The sequence below is a fragment of the Pseudomonas sp. S9 genome (assembly GCF_000222125.1).
GTDB classification, from domain to species: domain Bacteria; phylum Pseudomonadota; class Gammaproteobacteria; order Pseudomonadales; family Pseudomonadaceae; genus Aquipseudomonas; species Aquipseudomonas segetis.
Genome location: NZ_AFFX01000008.1, coordinates 25,267 through 40,365, shown reverse-complemented (window position 1 = coordinate 40,365; position 15,099 = coordinate 25,267). Strand labels below are relative to the sequence as shown.

Annotated in this window: 12 protein-coding genes, 2 pseudogenes and 1 riboswitch; of the genes and pseudogenes, 8 read left to right on the top strand and 6 right to left on the bottom strand. The window is 58.0% G+C overall.

All coding sequences use genetic code 11. The features are described from left to right. Positions 1–9 precede the first annotated feature (9 nt). The 4 genes from PSES9_RS0115490 to PSES9_RS0115475 form a co-directional block, all read right to left on the bottom strand. On the bottom strand, positions 10–966 hold the full coding sequence (locus tag PSES9_RS0115490; protein ID WP_010488449.1) for a hypothetical protein: 957 nt from the start codon (positions 964–966) through the stop codon (positions 10–12). A 106-nt stretch (positions 967–1,072) separates the two neighbouring features. Beyond that, entirely contained in the window at positions 1,073–1,900 is an 828-nt protein-coding gene (locus PSES9_RS0115485; protein ID WP_036988281.1) for an aldo/keto reductase, read from the bottom strand. Next, entirely contained in the window at positions 1,882–3,054 is a 1,173-nt protein-coding gene (locus PSES9_RS0115480; RefSeq protein ID WP_010488444.1) for an NAD(P)/FAD-dependent oxidoreductase, read from the bottom strand. Before PSES9_RS0115480 ends, PSES9_RS0115485 begins: the two co-directional genes overlap by 19 nt. A 120-nt stretch (positions 3,055–3,174) precedes the next feature. Beyond that, positions 3,175–3,507: a DMT family transporter gene (locus tag PSES9_RS0115475; protein ID WP_010488442.1), complete on the bottom strand. Its 333-nt coding sequence runs from the start codon at positions 3,505–3,507 to the stop codon at positions 3,175–3,177. Between the two features lie 84 nt (positions 3,508–3,591). Here PSES9_RS0115475 and PSES9_RS0115470 point away from each other — a divergent pair, with 84 nt between their 5' ends. Beyond that, the gene (locus PSES9_RS0115470) at positions 3,592–4,476 is read left to right on the top strand and encodes a LysR family transcriptional regulator (protein ID WP_010488439.1); all 885 of its coding nucleotides are present in this window, start codon (positions 3,592–3,594) and stop codon (positions 4,474–4,476) included. A gap of 48 nt (positions 4,477–4,524) precedes the next feature. Next, the gene (gene waaA / locus PSES9_RS0115465; RefSeq protein WP_010488438.1) at positions 4,525–5,814 is read left to right on the top strand and encodes a lipid IV(A) 3-deoxy-D-manno-octulosonic acid transferase; all 1,290 of its coding nucleotides are present in this window, start codon (positions 4,525–4,527) and stop codon (positions 5,812–5,814) included. Positions 5,815–5,873: 59 nt separating this feature from the next. Here the strand turns inward: waaA and PSES9_RS0115460 are convergent, their stop codons facing one another. Beyond that, entirely contained in the window at positions 5,874–7,319 is a 1,446-nt protein-coding gene (locus PSES9_RS0115460; protein ID WP_010488436.1) for a TolC family outer membrane protein, read from the bottom strand. Between the two features lie 329 nt (positions 7,320–7,648). Beyond that, positions 7,649–7,755, top strand: a riboswitch (TPP riboswitch). 97 nt (positions 7,756–7,852) lie between these two features. On the opposite strand from PSES9_RS0115460, the pseudogene thiC reads away from it, so the two are divergent. After that, a pseudogene (gene thiC, locus PSES9_RS23750) lies at positions 7,853–9,745 on the top strand (phosphomethylpyrimidine synthase ThiC). 86 nt (positions 9,746–9,831) lie between these two features. Continuing rightward, positions 9,832–11,121 carry a putative hydroxymethylpyrimidine transporter CytX gene (gene cytX / locus PSES9_RS0115450; RefSeq protein WP_010488431.1) on the top strand — a complete coding sequence of 430 codons (1,290 nt, stop codon included), beginning with the start codon at positions 9,832–9,834 and terminating at the stop codon, positions 11,119–11,121. On the opposite strand, the gene PSES9_RS0115445 is transcribed toward cytX, so the two are convergent. Continuing rightward, positions 11,090–11,830, bottom strand: coding sequence for an RsiV family protein (locus PSES9_RS0115445; RefSeq protein WP_029529587.1), 741 nt, complete (start codon positions 11,828–11,830; stop codon positions 11,090–11,092). The two genes, cytX and PSES9_RS0115445, sit on opposite strands and share 32 nt — an antisense overlap. 215 nt (positions 11,831–12,045) lie before the next feature. Here PSES9_RS0115445 and PSES9_RS0115440 point away from each other — a divergent pair, with 215 nt between their 5' ends. From PSES9_RS0115440 to PSES9_RS23745, 4 genes and pseudogenes are all read left to right on the top strand, one after another. Further along, the gene (locus PSES9_RS0115440; protein ID WP_010488429.1) at positions 12,046–12,663 is read left to right on the top strand and encodes an NUDIX domain-containing protein; all 618 of its coding nucleotides are present in this window, start codon (positions 12,046–12,048) and stop codon (positions 12,661–12,663) included. After that, entirely contained in the window at positions 12,654–13,106 is a 453-nt protein-coding gene (locus tag PSES9_RS0115435; protein WP_010488428.1) for a DUF1249 domain-containing protein, read from the top strand. The genes PSES9_RS0115440 and PSES9_RS0115435 overlap by 10 nt, the downstream gene beginning before the upstream one ends. 461 nt (positions 13,107–13,567) lie before the next feature. Then, on the top strand, positions 13,568–14,383 hold the full coding sequence (gene cpdA, locus PSES9_RS0115430; RefSeq protein WP_010488427.1) for a 3',5'-cyclic-AMP phosphodiesterase: 816 nt from the start codon (positions 13,568–13,570) through the stop codon (positions 14,381–14,383). Positions 14,384–14,476: 93 nt separating this feature from the next. Further along, positions 14,477–15,085, top strand: a pseudogene (locus PSES9_RS23745) (YqiA/YcfP family alpha/beta fold hydrolase). Positions 15,086–15,099 lie beyond the last annotated feature (14 nt).

The window sequence follows — 15,099 nt, the reverse complement described above, 5'->3', positions numbered from 1 at the left end:
TGCACGATTCTATGCATGAGCTGCTGCCTTGAGTGGCGGGTTGTTGGGGATGTCGCTGGTTGCGGCTTTAGGCGCGTGTTTGGTTTTTGCTTGCAGCTTTTGCTGCTGCAGCCAGTCCTTCCAGTGAATGTGCGAGTCTCGTACCACCCAGCCGTCCTGGGGGGCAAAGCTCTCGGCCAGCCAAATGCCGCGAGTCGATGCGGCTTTGAGCACCCCTTTGCGCAAGGTGTACAGCTCGCCGGTTGGGCGGCCTTGCTCCAGGGGAATCAGGAACAGGTCGGGCCGGGTGCGCTGCAAGCGTGCAACCAACTTGCCGTCTTCAAGGCATTCATCGACATGGAACAGGCTCAGGTGCTTAGCTTCTCTTGGCAATTCCAGCTTGAGGTCGTAAACCAACTGCAATGAAGCGGTCGGGAGGTGTACGTACGCGCGAGGGCGCTCCAGTAATCTCAGGTTGCCGCACTGCACCGGACGAGCAGCGCCGGAAAGCGGGCTTAAACTAAAGTTGACTGCTTCGCGATAATGCAGGGTGCCCTGATAGGGGGCAGGTAGCCAGGTGTCGCCAAACCGGCCGCTGAGCCAGCCTTCCGGCGTTTCCAGCAGGCATTCCTCCGCGACTTCTTGAATGGCGGTGAGCAGCGGCAGGTTGATTTCGTGAGCCGGAACATAACCCGATATCAGCTTGAGCACGACATCGCCCCGATCGAGGCGGCGTTGGCGGACCAAGACCCAGTACTCCCGGCCTTGCCAGTTCAGTGTCAGGCGCACTGAAACGCCAAGGTTGGCCAGTTCCACCGAAAAACGTTGCGGGTCGGTGATATCTACGTCTTTTCGGCGCTCAAGCATTTCATCGAAGTTGAGCGGCCATCCGTAACCCTGGTAGGTCAGTCCGTCGGGAGTGGCTTCGACACGCAATGGCAGGGTTTTAAAGTTGCCAGGGTCTTTGCTGATCAAGGTGCGCGACATCTCAACTCCTATGCGGTTAGCCCCAATGCAGTGGGTGACGGCTCTAGAGGCTAGAGACTGCCACAACTTCACTGTTACCCAAGCGATAAGCTAGGCAGCATGTGTTTCAGTTGATGTCTCGAATCACTGCTGCTGCGCTTGCGACGTTAGCGGTCAAATGTTGCGGGTTAATGGTCCCGATAATGGCACTGGAAACAGCCTGGTGCGCAAATATCAACTCGAAGCTTGCGCGCACAGGGTCTTCGCCCGGGGCCAGGCATGCATGGCCGCTGGCCAGTGCCTTTTTGATCAGAATGCCCTTGCTGTGTTGCTGGGCGTAATCCAGTACAGGTCGTTCGTCTTGCTGGTTAAGGTTATAGGTCACCATTGCGCAATCGCCATCGGCCAGTGCCAATAGGCCGCCTTCAACGGTTTTTCCGGATAAGCCGAAACCACGAATCTTGCCCTCACGCTTCAACTCTGAAAGTGCGAGGTAAATACCGCTGTCGCGGAGTATCGAGACGTCGTTGCCGTCAGAATGTACCAGCAGCATATCAATATAGTCGGTTTCCAGGCGTTGCAGGCTGCGTTCCACTGACAGGCGCGTGTGCGCCGGGCTGAAGTCAAAATACGACAGGCCGTTTTCAAACTCTTCACCGACCTTGCTGACAATCACCCAATCCTGGCGCTGGCCACGCAATAAGGGACCCAGGCGCGTTTCACTGGTGCCATAAGCGGGGGCCGTGTCGATCAGGTTGATGCCCAGGTCCTGGCTGAGGGCAAGCAGGTTGCGCACACTGGCATCATCGGGAATGGTAAAGCCATTAGGGTATTTCACGCCTTGGTCGCGCCCGATCTTGACGGTGCCCAGGCCCAGCGGGGAAACCATCAGGCCTGTGGCGCCAAGCGGGCGGTGCAGGCCATGTAGCGTTTGAGTCAAAACAAAGTCTCCCATACGGGCTGGGCGATGGCGGGGCGAGGCAGCTCCGGCAGTTCGGGTTGGTAGCCCGGTCGGATGCCATCGCGTTCCAGCGTTGCAAGCACCCGGTCAGCAAAGTCTGGGGCAAGCGCCAGTTTTGTCGGCCAGCCAATAAGCAGGGGGGCTGACTCCGCGAGAAATGCATTGTCGGGGCGTACCAGGCCTGATTGCGCGGGCTCGGCACGATCAACGCGCAAGGTTGACCACTGCGCGTCAGAGAGATCAATCCAGGGCAGTAAGTCGCCAAGCTCCTTTTGCGCTGCTTTTATCTGCGCATCAGCTTCGCGGTTTATCGCGTCGCCTTCGGCAATGTCGCCCCCCAAATACCAGACCCACTGACCGTCCGCTGCCGGATGCGTGGTGACAGTGACGCGAGGTTTGGGGCCGCCGCCGAGGCAGTGAGCGTAGAGTGGTTTCAAGGTCGGACCTTTGACTAGCACCATGTGCAGCGGGCGCAACTGTTGCGCAGGCTGGCTGATATCGAGGGCCTTGAGCAGCGCTTCATTACCGCTGCCTGCGCTGAGGACGATCCGTTGTGCGCGGATTTCGCGACCATCAACTCGCAGCCCAACCAGCTTGCCAGATTCCAGTATCGGCTCGATAGTCTGGCCTGCAAGCAAGCTGTCGCCCGCCAGTTCAGCAAGGCGCGTGATCAAGCTTGGTACGTCCAGCACCAACTCGGCGAGGCGGTAGACCTTGCCCTTGAATTTGGGGTGTTGCAGCGCGGGTGGCAGTTGATCGCCTTTTACCTGGTCGACGCGTCCGCGCACGGCCTTGCTGGCAAAAAAACTGGTGAGGTTGCCGGCAATTGTGCCTGGTGACCATAAATAGTGAGCGTCGGAGAGTAGGCGTACACCGCTGAGGCCCAGCTCGCCAGTGCCTGCCAGCGCTTCGCGCCAGCGTCTAGGCATATCGGCAATCGCCTCGGATGCTCCAGTGAGGGCGCCATGCAGCGCGTATTTGGCCCCGCCATGGATGATGCCTTGTGATTTAACGCTTTGGCCGCCTCCCAAGCTGTCTTTTTCAACCAGGAGGGTGGCGAAACCTTCTTTGCGCAAACGTGCATTCAGCCAGAGGCCAGCGATGCCGCCGCCAATGATTAGAACGTCTGTGCTTAGAGTGTTGGGCATGCTCGCGTCTCATCAAAAATATCAGACGCCCAGTATAACCTGCCTGACGGATTGAGCTTGCCTGGCTACGCCGAAAACCTATGGGCAGCCCAAGGTTCTCGACGTGCTCGTACGTGAGGATCAGTGCCCTGTGGACTGTGAAAACAGTTGAATCACCATGACGCCCGCGATAATCAAGCCCATGCCGAGCATGGCAGGAAGGTCGAGGCGTTGCTGGTAGATAAAGGTCGCGGCAATACTGACCAACACTATTCCCAGCCCTGCCCAAACGGCATAGGCAATGCCTACCGGAATGGTCTTGACCACCAGGCTGAGCATCCAGAAGGAGATTGCATAGCCGACAATCACCAGGATCAGCGGCAGCGGTTTGCTCAGGCCACTAATGGCTTTCATTGATGTTGTCGCTATGACTTCAGCCGTCACTGCAATTGCCAGGTAAAGGTATCCGCTCATATCCAGTCTCCTCTTCAATGCGCGCTATTCTAGTTATTAAGCTGATGGGATAAAGTCATTACCTGCCTGTTATGGAGATAGGTTGTGCAATGGAATCTTGAGCAGATCCGGTTATTTGTGAGTGTTGCCGAGGGCCAGTCGTTCTCTGCCGTGGCTCGGCAAATGAATCGGGTCCAGTCGGCCGTAAGTAGTTCGATCGCGATGCTTGAAGCGGATCTTGGGGTGTTGCTGTTTGAGCGCAGCAGTGGTCGACAACCACGCTTAACCGAAGAGGGCGCGGTGCTCCTGGAGGAGGCGCGCGAGGTGTTGCGCCAATGCCAGCGTCTGGAGGGAAGAGCGCTTGGCCTGGTGCGTGGCGAGGAATTGCGTTTGCGCCTGGCGCAAGACGAGGCCATGCCTTATCAACCCGTGCTTGATAGCCTGGAGGCGCTCTCGCAGGCGTATCCCTTGATCGAGGTTCAGTTGGCGAGTGGTGCGCAAGGCGAGGTTGCGCGCAAATTACTGGAGCGCCGTGCAGACCTGGGCCTGTTGTTTCATCATGAACAAATGCCTGACACCCTTGAACGTCAGCGCTTGGGCACGGTGGAGATGGTCACTGTCTGTGGTGCCGGGCACCCGCTTGCCGGGCTCAAGCGGGTTGACCGGCGTGAACTGGCTCGTCACAGGCAGTTATTGATGGCGCTCCAGGGCAGCCGTTACCCCGGCGGTGAGCAAATCAGTCCAGCCGTATGGCGTGCCGACAGCTTTTACGCCATGGCCGAATTGTTGATACGCAACCTGGGCTGGGCATGGTTGCCGCGTCACGTTGTGCAGTACCCTACCTATCAAAATCATTTGGTTGAATTGAGCAGTGACTGGACTCCGCCGCCGCTGGTGGTTGAGTTGGTCTGGCGGCGAGATGAAACCCTGGGGCCGGCGGCGCGTTGGTTGGCGGATCGCTTCGCCGAGCACCTGCGCGCAATTGGCTGAGCCTCTGATAAGCTGATCGCCGTTCAAAATTGACTAAGCCGAGCGCCAATGAATCGTTTGCTTTATACCTTGTTATTTCACCTCGGACTGCCATTGGTGGCTGTGCGTCTGGCCTTGCGGGCACGCAAGGCTCCTGCCTATGCGTTGCGAATCGGCGAGCGTTTTTCCTTTGCTTTGCCTGCGCTCAAGCCCGGTGGCATCTGGGTGCATGCAGTCTCTGTGGGGGAGAGCATTGCTGCTGCGCCGATGATCCGTGAGCTGCTGGCACGTTACCCCGACTTGCCGATTACCATTACTTGCATGACGCCAACCGGCTCGGAGCGTATCCAGGCGCTGTTCGCTGGTGCCGAATACCAAGGCCGCATTCAGCACTGTTACTTGGGGTACGACTTGCCTTGGGTCGCGGCGCGGTTTCTGGATAGGGTGCAGCCCAAACTTGCAGTGATCATGGAAACCGAGTTGTGGCCCAACCACATCAACCAGTGCGCCAGGCGCGGCATTCCGGTGGCGCTGGCCAACGCGCGCTTGTCCGAGCGCTCGGCACGTGGTTATGCAAGGTTTTCCAGGCTGACAGCGCCAATGCTGGCCCAGATGAGCCTGATTGCCACGCAGACTGCGGTTGAAGCCGAGCGTTTCCGTCAGTTGGGTGCGCGTCCCGACTGTGTCGAGGTGACCGGTTCTATCAAGTTCGACCTGAGCATAGACCCGGCATTGCTGGAGCGGGCCCAGGCATTGCGAGCCGAGTGGGGCGCACTTGAGCGGCCGCTGTGGATTGCCGCCAGTACCCATGAAGGCGAGGATGCGCAGATGATCGCGGCGCATCGGAGCCTGCTCCAGCAGTGGCCTGATGCGTTGTTGATTTTAGTGCCGCGCCACCCCGAGCGTTTCAATTCGGTGTACGAGCAGCTCAAGGCCGCTGGCTTGCAGGTTCAGCGGCGCTCGACTGGTGCGCAGGTTACGGCTGAACATCAGACTTTGCTGGGCGATACCATGGGCGAGTTGCTTTTCCTGTATGCCCTGGCTGATGTTGCATTCGTTGGCGGCAGCCTGGTGGCCAATGGTGGGCATAACCTGCTGGAGCCGGCGGCGTTGGGCAAACCTGTATTAAGTGGGCCGCACCTGTTCAACTTTCTCGATATCGCCAACCAACTGCGTCAGGCAGGCGCACTGGTTGAGGTAAGTGATGCTGCAGGCTTGGCCAGAGAGATTGGCCGGTTGTGGCAAGCGCCGGAGCAGGCGCAGGCGATGCGCGATGCAGGTGTGTCGGTGATGCGGGCGAATCAGGGTGCCCTGCAGCGATTGCTGGCAAGTTTGCAGCGACTTATAAAGGTTCAATGATTGTCTGCAGGTATAAAAAACCCGACTGATGTCGGGTTTTTTATACCTGCAATCCAAGCTTAGTAGTTTGGATTGCCTTGCATCTGAGCTTCTGCTGCTTTGGCCAGATCCGGCGGCAGGAAATCCTTGTCCGGGTTGTAGTCTGGCTTCAGGTAGGTGTCCAGCGCCTCCAGGTCAGCTGGGCTCAAGGTGCCTGCCGCCTGCTTCAGGCGCAGGTTGTTGAGGATGTAGTCGTAACGCGCATCGTTATAGGTGCGAACCGAGCTGTATAGCTGGCGCTGGGCATCGAGCACGTCAACGATGTTGCGGGTACCCACCTGATAACCGATTTCGGTCGCTTCCAACGCGCTCTGGTTGGAGACGATCGACTGTTTGCGTGCCTTGACCGTTTCAACATCGGTGTTCACGGCGCGGTGCAGGTTGCGCGTGTCCTGTACCACCTTGCGACGCAGGCTTTCGCGCTGTTGCTCGGTTTGGTCCAGACGCTGGTAGGCTTCACGCACTTGCGAGCTGGTGAGGCCGCCGCTGTAGATCGGGATATTCAACTGCAAGCCAATCGAACTTTGCTCGACATCACCGCTGTAGGGCGGGATGCCGCTGTTCAAGCCGCTGTTGGTGAAGCCCAGGCTGTCGTTGTCACCTTTTTGATAGCTGGCAACCGCATCGAGCGTTGGGGCGTGGCCCGACTTACGCTGGCTGAGGGTTTCCTTGGCTGCGTCGACGGCATAGTTGCTGGCCAGCAGATTGAGGTTCTGTGCTGATGCAGTATCGACCCAGGCCTTGGCATTGTTTGGCGTTGGCGCCAGGATCGGCAGCGTGTGGCGCATGCCTTCAAGCGCCGGGTATTCGCGGTTGGTCAGGGTGGTCAGCGCTTGAAAGGCGTCGTCAACCTGGCGTTCGGCGATGATCCGGTTGGCTCGTGCGGTGTCGTAGCCTGCTTGTGATTCGAGTACGTCGGTCTTGTCCGAAAGGCCGACATCAAAACGTTTGTTGGACTGGTCCAGCTGACGTTTGAACGCAGCTTCTTCAGCCTTGGTCGAGGCCAGGTTGTCCTGCGCACGAAGCACGTTGAAGTAGCTCTCGGCGCTTTGCAAAATCAGGTTCTGCTCGGTGGCCGAGAGATCAAGTGCAGCTTTTTCGCTTGTTGCTTCGGCGGCTTGCAGCTGGAACCAGCGATCGGCACGGAACAGCGGCTGGCTCAGGTTAGCCTGGTACACGGTACCGCTGCGGTTCGCCGTGTAGGACGGGGAATCAAGCTTGGTGCGGGTGTCGGCGAGCTCGGCGCCAGCAGACAGGTTGGGCAGCAGCCCAGCACGTGCTTGCGGCACGACTTCGCGGCGTGCCTGGTAGTCGGCGCGGGCAGCGGCGATATCAGCGTTGTTCTGTGCAGCTTCGCGGTATACCGATATCAGGTCATTCATTGCGGTGGTCGGAGCTTGTGCAGCCCAAGCTTGACCGGTCATCGCGGACGCAACAGCGACAGCCAGAGAAAGTCTACGCAACATTAGGGGTGTTCCTAGAATTAGCAGTAATCGACAAGGCTAAGCGTCGCTGACGGGAGGGTCAAGGCTGACAATTAGCGTCATGGGTGTAGTTTGCAACAAGCTATGTTGCTTGACCGCAACAATTCACAGCTCAGTGTAGGCACTGTTGTGGATCTTAATACTTCTTTTATTACCGCGTCACGAATCGATCGGCAGGCAATGAAAGATGCAGGCAAATAGATCAGTGGCTTAATAGGGCTGCTGCAAGTGCCAGGGTCGAAAAACGACGCGTGGGTCAGCTTATTTTGACTGGCGGGTTGGATTTCCCGGGCGTGCTGATTAGAATGGCGATGTTCTTGTCGGGGTGCCCTAATCGAGGGGCTGAGATTGGCTGTCGCCGGATCCCGTTGAACCTGATCAGGTTAAGGCCTGCGTAGGGAACAAGATGTCCTCGCCATTGCCTCGGCGAGTCCTCTGTGCACCGTCTCGGTGCCCCGCGCCAGCACTCCCTCGTTCATGTTCGCTCCGACAACTATCTCAGGAGAGAGACGTCGATGAGCGTAAAACAACAAAATAGCCACAAGAACCTCAGTGAGTCCGCCCAGGTTGACCTGCAATCAGTTCAGCCGTTTACCCGCTCGCGCAAAATCTATGTTGAGGGCTCGCGCGCCGATATCCGCGTGCCAATGCGCGAAATCAGCCTGGACGTTACGCCGACTGACTTCGGCGGTGAAGTCAATGCACCGGTATTGGTCTACGACACATCAGGCCCCTATACCGACCCGCAGGTGCAGATTGATGTGCGCAAGGGCTTGGCTGATGTGCGCACGCCGTGGATCCTGGACCGTGACGACACCGTACAACTCGAGGGCTTGAGTTCGCATTTCGGGCAACTTCGCCTGGCTGATGAAGAACTTGGCAAAATGCGTTTTGCCCATGTGCGTAATCCGCGTCGGGCCAAGGAAGGCCGTAATGTCAGCCAAATGCACTACGCGCGCCAGGGCATTATCACGCCTGAGATGGAATACGTGGCCATCCGCGAGAACCTCAAGCTGCAAGAGGCCCGCGCCGCTGGCTTGCTGAAAGAGCAGCATCCGGGGCAGAGCTTTGGCGCGTCGATTCCTCAGCAGATCACCGCCGAGTTCGTGCGCGAGGAAGTCGCTCGTGGCCGGGCAATTATCCCGGCCAATATCAACCACACCGAACTTGAGCCGATGATCATCGGGCGCAACTTCCTGGTGAAGATCAACGGCAACATCGGCAACTCGGCGCTCGGCTCATCCATCGAAGAAGAAGTCGCCAAGCTGACCTGGGGCATTCGCTGGGGCTCGGACACGGTGATGGACTTGTCGACTGGCAAGCATATTCACGAAACCCGCGAGTGGATCATTCGCAACTCGCCAGTGCCAATCGGCACAGTGCCCATCTACCAAGCGTTGGAGAAGGTTAATGGGGTTGCCGAAGACCTGACCTGGGAGTTGTTCCGCGATACCTTGATCGAGCAGGCCGAGCAGGGTGTCGACTATTTCACCATCCATGCCGGGGTCTTGCTGCGTTATGTGCCCCTGACGGCAAAGCGGGTGACCGGGATTGTCTCGCGCGGTGGCTCAATCATGGCCAAGTGGTGCCTGGCGCACCACCAGGAAAACTTCCTCTATACCCATTTCGAAGAAATCTGCGAAATCATGAAGGCCTATGACGTCAGCTTCTCGCTGGGCGATGGTCTGCGCCCCGGCTCGATTGCCGACGCCAACGATGCCGCGCAGTTTGGTGAGCTGGAAACCCTTGGCGAGTTGACCAAGATTGCCTGGAAACATGATGTTCAGTGCATGATCGAAGGTCCGGGGCATGTGCCGATGCACCTGATCAAGGAGAACATGGACAAGCAGCTTGAGTGTTGTGACGAGGCGCCGTTCTATACCCTAGGCCCGCTGACCACGGATATTGCCCCGGGCTACGATCACATCACTTCGGGCATCGGCGCGGCGATGATTGGCTGGTTCGGTTGCGCCATGCTTTGCTACGTGACGCCCAAGGAGCATTTGGGCCTGCCGAACAAGGATGATGTGAAGACCGGGATCATCACCTAAAAGATTGCAGCTCACGCTGCCGATTTGGCCAAGGGCCATCCCGGGGCGCAGATTCGTGACAACGCCTTGTCCAAGGCGCGTTTCGAGTTCCGTTGGGAAGACCAGTTCAATCTCGGTCTTGATCCGGACACCGCGCGCAGCTATCACGATGAGACGCTGCCGAAGGATTCGGCCAAGGTCGCGCACTTCTGCTCCATGTGCGGGCCGAAATTCTGCTCGATGAAAATCACCCAGGAAGTACGTGAGTACGCAAAGGTCAATGGTCTTTCCGAGGAGAGCCAGGCCATCGAGGCGGGTTTCAAGGAGCAGGCGCAGCGCTTCAAAGAGGAAGGCTCGGTGATCTACCGCCAGGTCTGAACAAAAGGCTGAGCAAGGCTGCAAACGCCCGGCTGCCCTCAGTCGGGCGTTTGCGCTTCCAATACCAATTTTAGAGAGTCTTGCGTGTGAACACTCCTAGTACTTATTCACCACATCACGCGGTACCTGCCGATCAGCGGGTTTTTGGCGCGCGCGATTTGTTTTCACTCTGGTTCTCGCTTGGCATCGGCTTGATGGTGCTGCAGCTCGGTGCGTTGCTGGCGCCGGGCCTGGGCATGGCAGAGGCAATGCTGGCAATCGCCTGTGGCACTGCAGTGGGGGTTTTGCTGCTGGGTGCCGTGGCGGTAATAGGTGTCGATACCGGCCTGTCAGCCATGGCTGCGTTAAAGCTCAGCCTGGGCGCTAAAGGCGCTGTGGTGCCTGCCTTGCTGAATATCCTGCAACTGGTCGGTTGGGGTGCGTTTGAAATTATTGTCATGCGCGATGCGGCCAGCCTGCTCTCGGCCCGTGCCTTTGGTGAAGGCAGTGTGCTGACAAATGCCGCGTTGTGGACCCTGTTTTTTGGGGCAATAGCCACCTTGCTCGCGGTAACCGGCCCCTTGACCTTTGTCCGGCGTATTTTGCGCAAGTGGGGGATTTGGTTATTGCTGGGCGCTTGCGTGTGGCTGACCTGGAACCTATTCGACAAGACCGATCTGTCTGTGCTGTGGGCGCGTGCGGGTGACGGTTCCATGCCATTTGCCCTGGGCTTTGACATTGCCATCGCCATGCCGTTGTCCTGGCTGCCACTGATTGCCGACTATTCCCGGTTTGGCAAGCGTGCGCGCAACGTTTTCGGCGGTACCGCAGCGGGGTTCTTCCTGGGTAATTTCTGGCTGATGAGCCTCGGCGTGGCTTACACCCTGGCCTTCGCACCGAGCGGTGAGGCCAATGCGCTGTTGCTGGCATTGGCAGGCGCAGGGCTTGGGATTCCGCTATTGCTGATTCTGCTCGATGAGTCAGAAAACGCCTTTCCCGCCATCCACTCGGCGGCAGTGTCTGGCGGTATCTTGCTCAGGTTCAAAGTCGAGCACCTGGCGCTGGCAATAGGTGCCTTGTGCACCTTGATCGCCTTGTTGGCGCCCTTGGCTGAGTACCAGAACTTCTTGCTGCTGATCGGCTCGGTGTTTGCGCCGGTGTTTGGCGTGGTGCTGGTCGATCACTTCATCTTGCGCAGTCGCCAGGCCGCTCTAGCGCCCAAGGTCGGCCTGCGCTGGGATACCTTGCTGGCCTGGGCGTGCGGGGTGGTGGTCTATCACATGCTGAGCAATTTGCTGCCGGACGTCGGCGCAACCCTGCCAGCGTTGGTGATCGCCGGCGGGTTGCAATGGGTGCTTGGCAGGGCTATTGCGAAGCCGGCATGTACTCCGGCTTGAGTATTGCCCCAAGTTGCGAGTAAGGAATGGTCAAGGGCACGTGGCCGCTGGAGTACGGCGCCAGGGTGTAGACGTCATACTTGAGCAAGACTGACTTTTTCAGCAGGGCTATGTTTTCGGTGCGTGCAAAAGGCCAGGTTTTTACATACTCCGGGTCTTGGTCGAGCTTGTTGGCTTTCAACCAGCGCTGATGGGCCTGCTCTGCCAGATGCCAAAAGGCGTCTTCGGTGCCCGGCTTGAGCATGTCTTTAAGGGTCAGGGCCTTGTGCTGGTCGCGGTCGTAGTTGATGAAACCGCGACCCGGCATGCCATGTGCGCCGCCGGTCGCCAGGTAGCTGGAAAGCTCGATGATCACCATTTGGTCATGTTGCTCGCGCAATTTGGCCTGCAGGTAGGTTTTCCAGCCGGGCTCGGCGCGTACCAGGAAGTCCTTTTCATAGGATTCCAGTGAGGCTGGCAGCGGCGCGTCCGGTGCATCGGTGGTCATGCGTAGCAGGGCGCGTTCGATCAGTGGGTTCAGCTGCGGCTCCTGGGCAAAGCGCAGTGTGTCGATATTGACCAGCGGGCAAGGTTCACCGGTACAACCTGGCGTTACGTGTTCCCAGGCGACACGCTGGGCAACCAAGGGTTTTTCGCCAGTCATCATGCTTTGGCAGGCACCAAGGAAGAGACTGATGCCGACGATTGCGAGCTTTTTGGTCAGTGACATGTAATCCAACATTTGGCTGAAGGCTGTTAAGGGTTGCAGGCTTCGACTACAGGCAGGCGCTTGAGTTCGAGCCTTGGCGACCCCATCTATGCTGCATGATTCCAGCCGCACGTGCATCTGCAAAGTGTTGGCCGAGCCAATGTAAAGAGGCTGCGTCGCGCGAGTTGCAGGGGTAGGATGCGTGAAAGTCAGGTTAACAGCCGAGTGAGGACTCCATGCCAGATACCTTCAAACCGGGGCCGGATGCGGTCGAAATTGTTGAGCGTGAAGCCTGCTTTCGCGGGTTTTACAGCCTTGATCGCCTGCATTTGCGCCATCGTCAGTTCTCCGGCGAAATGGGGCCGGTGCTTAATCGGGAAGTCTTTCTGCGCCATGATGCGGTCTGTGTGCTGCCTTATGATCCGCAGCGCGATAGGGTGGTGTTGATCGAGCAGTTCAGGGTCGGCGCCATGCACAAGAGTGACAACCCGTGGCTGGTGGAGCTGGTTGCCGGGCTGATTGACAAGGACGAGGAGCCCGAAGCGGTGGCACACCGCGAGGCGATGGAAGAAGCAGGGCTGAAGTTGGGGGCGCTGTGGCCGATCACTCAGTACTATCCTTCACCTGGAGGCTCCAACGAACGTGTGCACTTGTTTGTTGGCCGTTGTGACAGCGAAGGGGTCGGCGGAGTCTTTGGTCTCGCCGAGGAAGGCGAAGACATTCAGGTGCATGTCTGGCCTTTTGAGGACGCATTGGATGCGGTAAAAGATGGGCGAATCGATAACGCCGCAAGCATTATTGCCTTGCAATGGCTGGCGCTTAACCGCGCCGAGGTTAGGGGGTTATGGCAGTAAATGTGATCCGTGATCGTTACCGCGTTGACCTGGTCGAGCTGCAAACGGCTTGCGAGGCTAATTACGCGCGGTTGATGCGTTTGCTCCCGGCGATGCGCGAAGAGCCTAGTGCTCGCCGTGTTGCGGTCAGCCAGGGCGAGAAGCTGTTGGGGGTGCTGGCGCTGGATGTATTGGAAAACTGCCCATACACCTCGACGATCCGCGTACGCCAGGAGCACAGCTTGCCCTGGTTGCCGGTCCCGGCGCTGGAGGTGCGCGTGTACCACGATGCGCGCATGGCTGAAGTGGTGGGAGCGAAAAGCCCACGCGGCTTCCGTGGGGTCTATCCCTACCCCAATGCCGACATGCACCAGCCCGATGAGAAAACCCAGCTCAATCTCTTCCTAGGTGAATGGCTAAGTCATTGCCTGGCGTGTGGGCACGAAGCCGAGCTGCAGATCTAGGGAACCTCTTAAATATAAGGGCGTCGAAAGCTGCCCACAGCCATTGGACTGAGCGAGCTGTAGCCTGGGCGCGTGCACGATTCTGCTGAATAATGCCTATTCGGAACAGCTAAAGCCGAGGGCGCTGCTGGCCGCATTTCACACCTTCACCACCCTTTTCAGAGGCCCTGCAACCCGTTTTTCGCAGCCCGGGTGACTTGGCTCCTGTACAACTCCCATCATTTGCTACGCTGGATTTAACAGACTGGCCGGTGCCTTGCGTCGGGACTTGCAAGGCTTGGGCAAGGACGAAGTCGTTGAATAGGGCGGGCAGTGTTTGGGGGGATTGCTGGGTTTGGTTCACTGAAACCGATGGTTTTGCTGCAGTTGTGCACAGGTTCTGTGAACCAGGCCGCGCAAATCGAGTTTCCCCTCGCTATGCAAGCCGCCATAATTAAACTATTCCGCTCAAGGAGACGGCCTTGCCGAGCGCGCAAACTAATACCGCCGACTCATCGATACTGCTGGTTCAGCTATCTGATAGTCATCTTTTTGCCGAGGCTAATGGCAAGCTGCTAGGTATGGATACCGAGGAAAGCTTGCAACGCGTGATCGATCGGGTTCTGGAAGAGCAGCCGCAAATCGACCTCGTGTTGGCCAGTGGCGACTTGTCGCAAGACGGCAGTGAAGCCTCATACACTCGTTTCCGGCAAATGACTTCGGCTATCCGTGCACCGATGCGCTGGTTTCCCGGTAATCACGATGAAATTCAAGCAATGCAGGCGGCCTGTGTCGGCAGTAACTTGCTCGATACCCTGGTTGATGTTGGCAATTGGCGAGTGATCCTGCTCGACTCTGCAATTCCCGGGGCGGTGCCAGGCTTTCTCTGTGATCGCCAATTGGCGTTGCTGGAGCGAGCGCTAAGCGAGGCGCCCGAGCGCCACCATATGATCTGCATGCATCATCATCCAGTTCCCATTGGTAGTCGCTGGATGGACCCGATTGGCTTGCGCAAACCCGATGCGCTGTTTTCGATTGTGGAGCGTTTCCCGCAGGTGCGCTGCCTACTCTGGGGGCATATCCATCAAGAGTTCGATCAAGTGCGCAACGCGGTGCGGCTGCTGGCTTCGCCTTCGACCTGTGTGCAGTTTGCGCCGGGTAGTGAAGAGTTTCAGGTCGATACCAGTGCCCCAGGCTATCGCTGGCTGCGCCTGTTTGCAGATGGGCGGATTGAAACTGGCGTATCGCGAGTGACCGGAATCGATTTCGAAGTCGATTACAGCGTCAAGGGCTATTGACCGCCATCTCGGCCAGGCACTTCGTATTTTGCTACAAGCACCATGAACCAGGCCCTTGCAGCCTGTGGCCGTGAACGAGTAGCCTCCTGCTCCATGACTGAAACTATCCTTTATTTGCATGGACTTAACAGTTCACCAGACTCGCTTAAAGCCAGTCAGTTGCGCCGTGCGATGACAAGCATGGGGCTGGCTGGGCAATTACGGGTTCCGGCATTGCATCATCATCCGCGCCAAGCCATTGTGCAGATTGAGTCCGAAATTGCAGCCTTGGGTCGTCCGTTGCTGGTCGGCAGCTCTCTGGGCGGCTACTATGCGACGCATCTGGCTGAGCGTCATGGCTTTAAAACGCTGCTGATTAACCCCGCTGTTCGCCCGCATACACTGTTTGACGGTTACCTCGGACCGCAAAAGAACTTTTACAGCGATGAAACCTGGGACCTGACCGCCGATCACGTCAGCGCCTTGGCTGAGTTGGAGGTCACGCCGCCTAAAGACCCCGAGCGTTATCAGGTATGGTTGCAAACGGCGGATTAAACCCTGGATTATCGCCAGGCCCAGGCATTTTACCGGGGATGTGCGCTGCGTATTCAAGCAGGTGGCGACCATGGTTTCCAGGGGTTTGCCCAGCGCTTGCCCATGCTCTTTGCTTTTGCCGGTATTGCGCCCAAATTGTGGAGCGATATCGATTTTTCTGGCCTTTGAATGGCTCGGATTCC

What these genes read in the sequence shown, in the direction of transcription:
- PSES9_RS0115440 (WP_010488429.1), top strand. Translation starts at nt 12,046, where the DNA reads ATGCCAGATACCTTCAAACCGGGGCCGGATGCGGTCGAAATTGTTGAG.
- waaA (WP_010488438.1), top strand. Translation starts at nt 4,525, where the DNA reads ATGAATCGTTTGCTTTATACCTTGTTATTTCACCTCGGACTGCCATTG.
- PSES9_RS0115460 (WP_010488436.1), bottom strand. Translation starts at nt 7,319, where the DNA reads ATGTTGCGTAGACTTTCTCTGGCTGTCGCTGTTGCGTCCGCGATGACC.
- PSES9_RS0115475 (WP_010488442.1), bottom strand. Translation starts at nt 3,507, where the DNA reads ATGAGCGGATACCTTTACCTGGCAATTGCAGTGACGGCTGAAGTCATA.
- PSES9_RS0115445 (WP_029529587.1), bottom strand. Translation starts at nt 11,830, where the DNA reads ATGTCACTGACCAAAAAGCTCGCAATCGTCGGCATCAGTCTCTTCCTT.
- PSES9_RS0115490 (WP_010488449.1), bottom strand. Translation starts at nt 966, where the DNA reads ATGTCGCGCACCTTGATCAGCAAAGACCCTGGCAACTTTAAAACCCTG.
- PSES9_RS0115485 (WP_036988281.1), bottom strand. Translation starts at nt 1,900, where the DNA reads ATGGGAGACTTTGTTTTGACTCAAACGCTACATGGCCTGCACCGCCCG.
- PSES9_RS0115435 (WP_010488428.1), top strand. Translation starts at nt 12,654, where the DNA reads ATGGCAGTAAATGTGATCCGTGATCGTTACCGCGTTGACCTGGTCGAG.
- PSES9_RS0115480 (WP_010488444.1), bottom strand. Translation starts at nt 3,054, where the DNA reads ATGCCCAACACTCTAAGCACAGACGTTCTAATCATTGGCGGCGGCATC.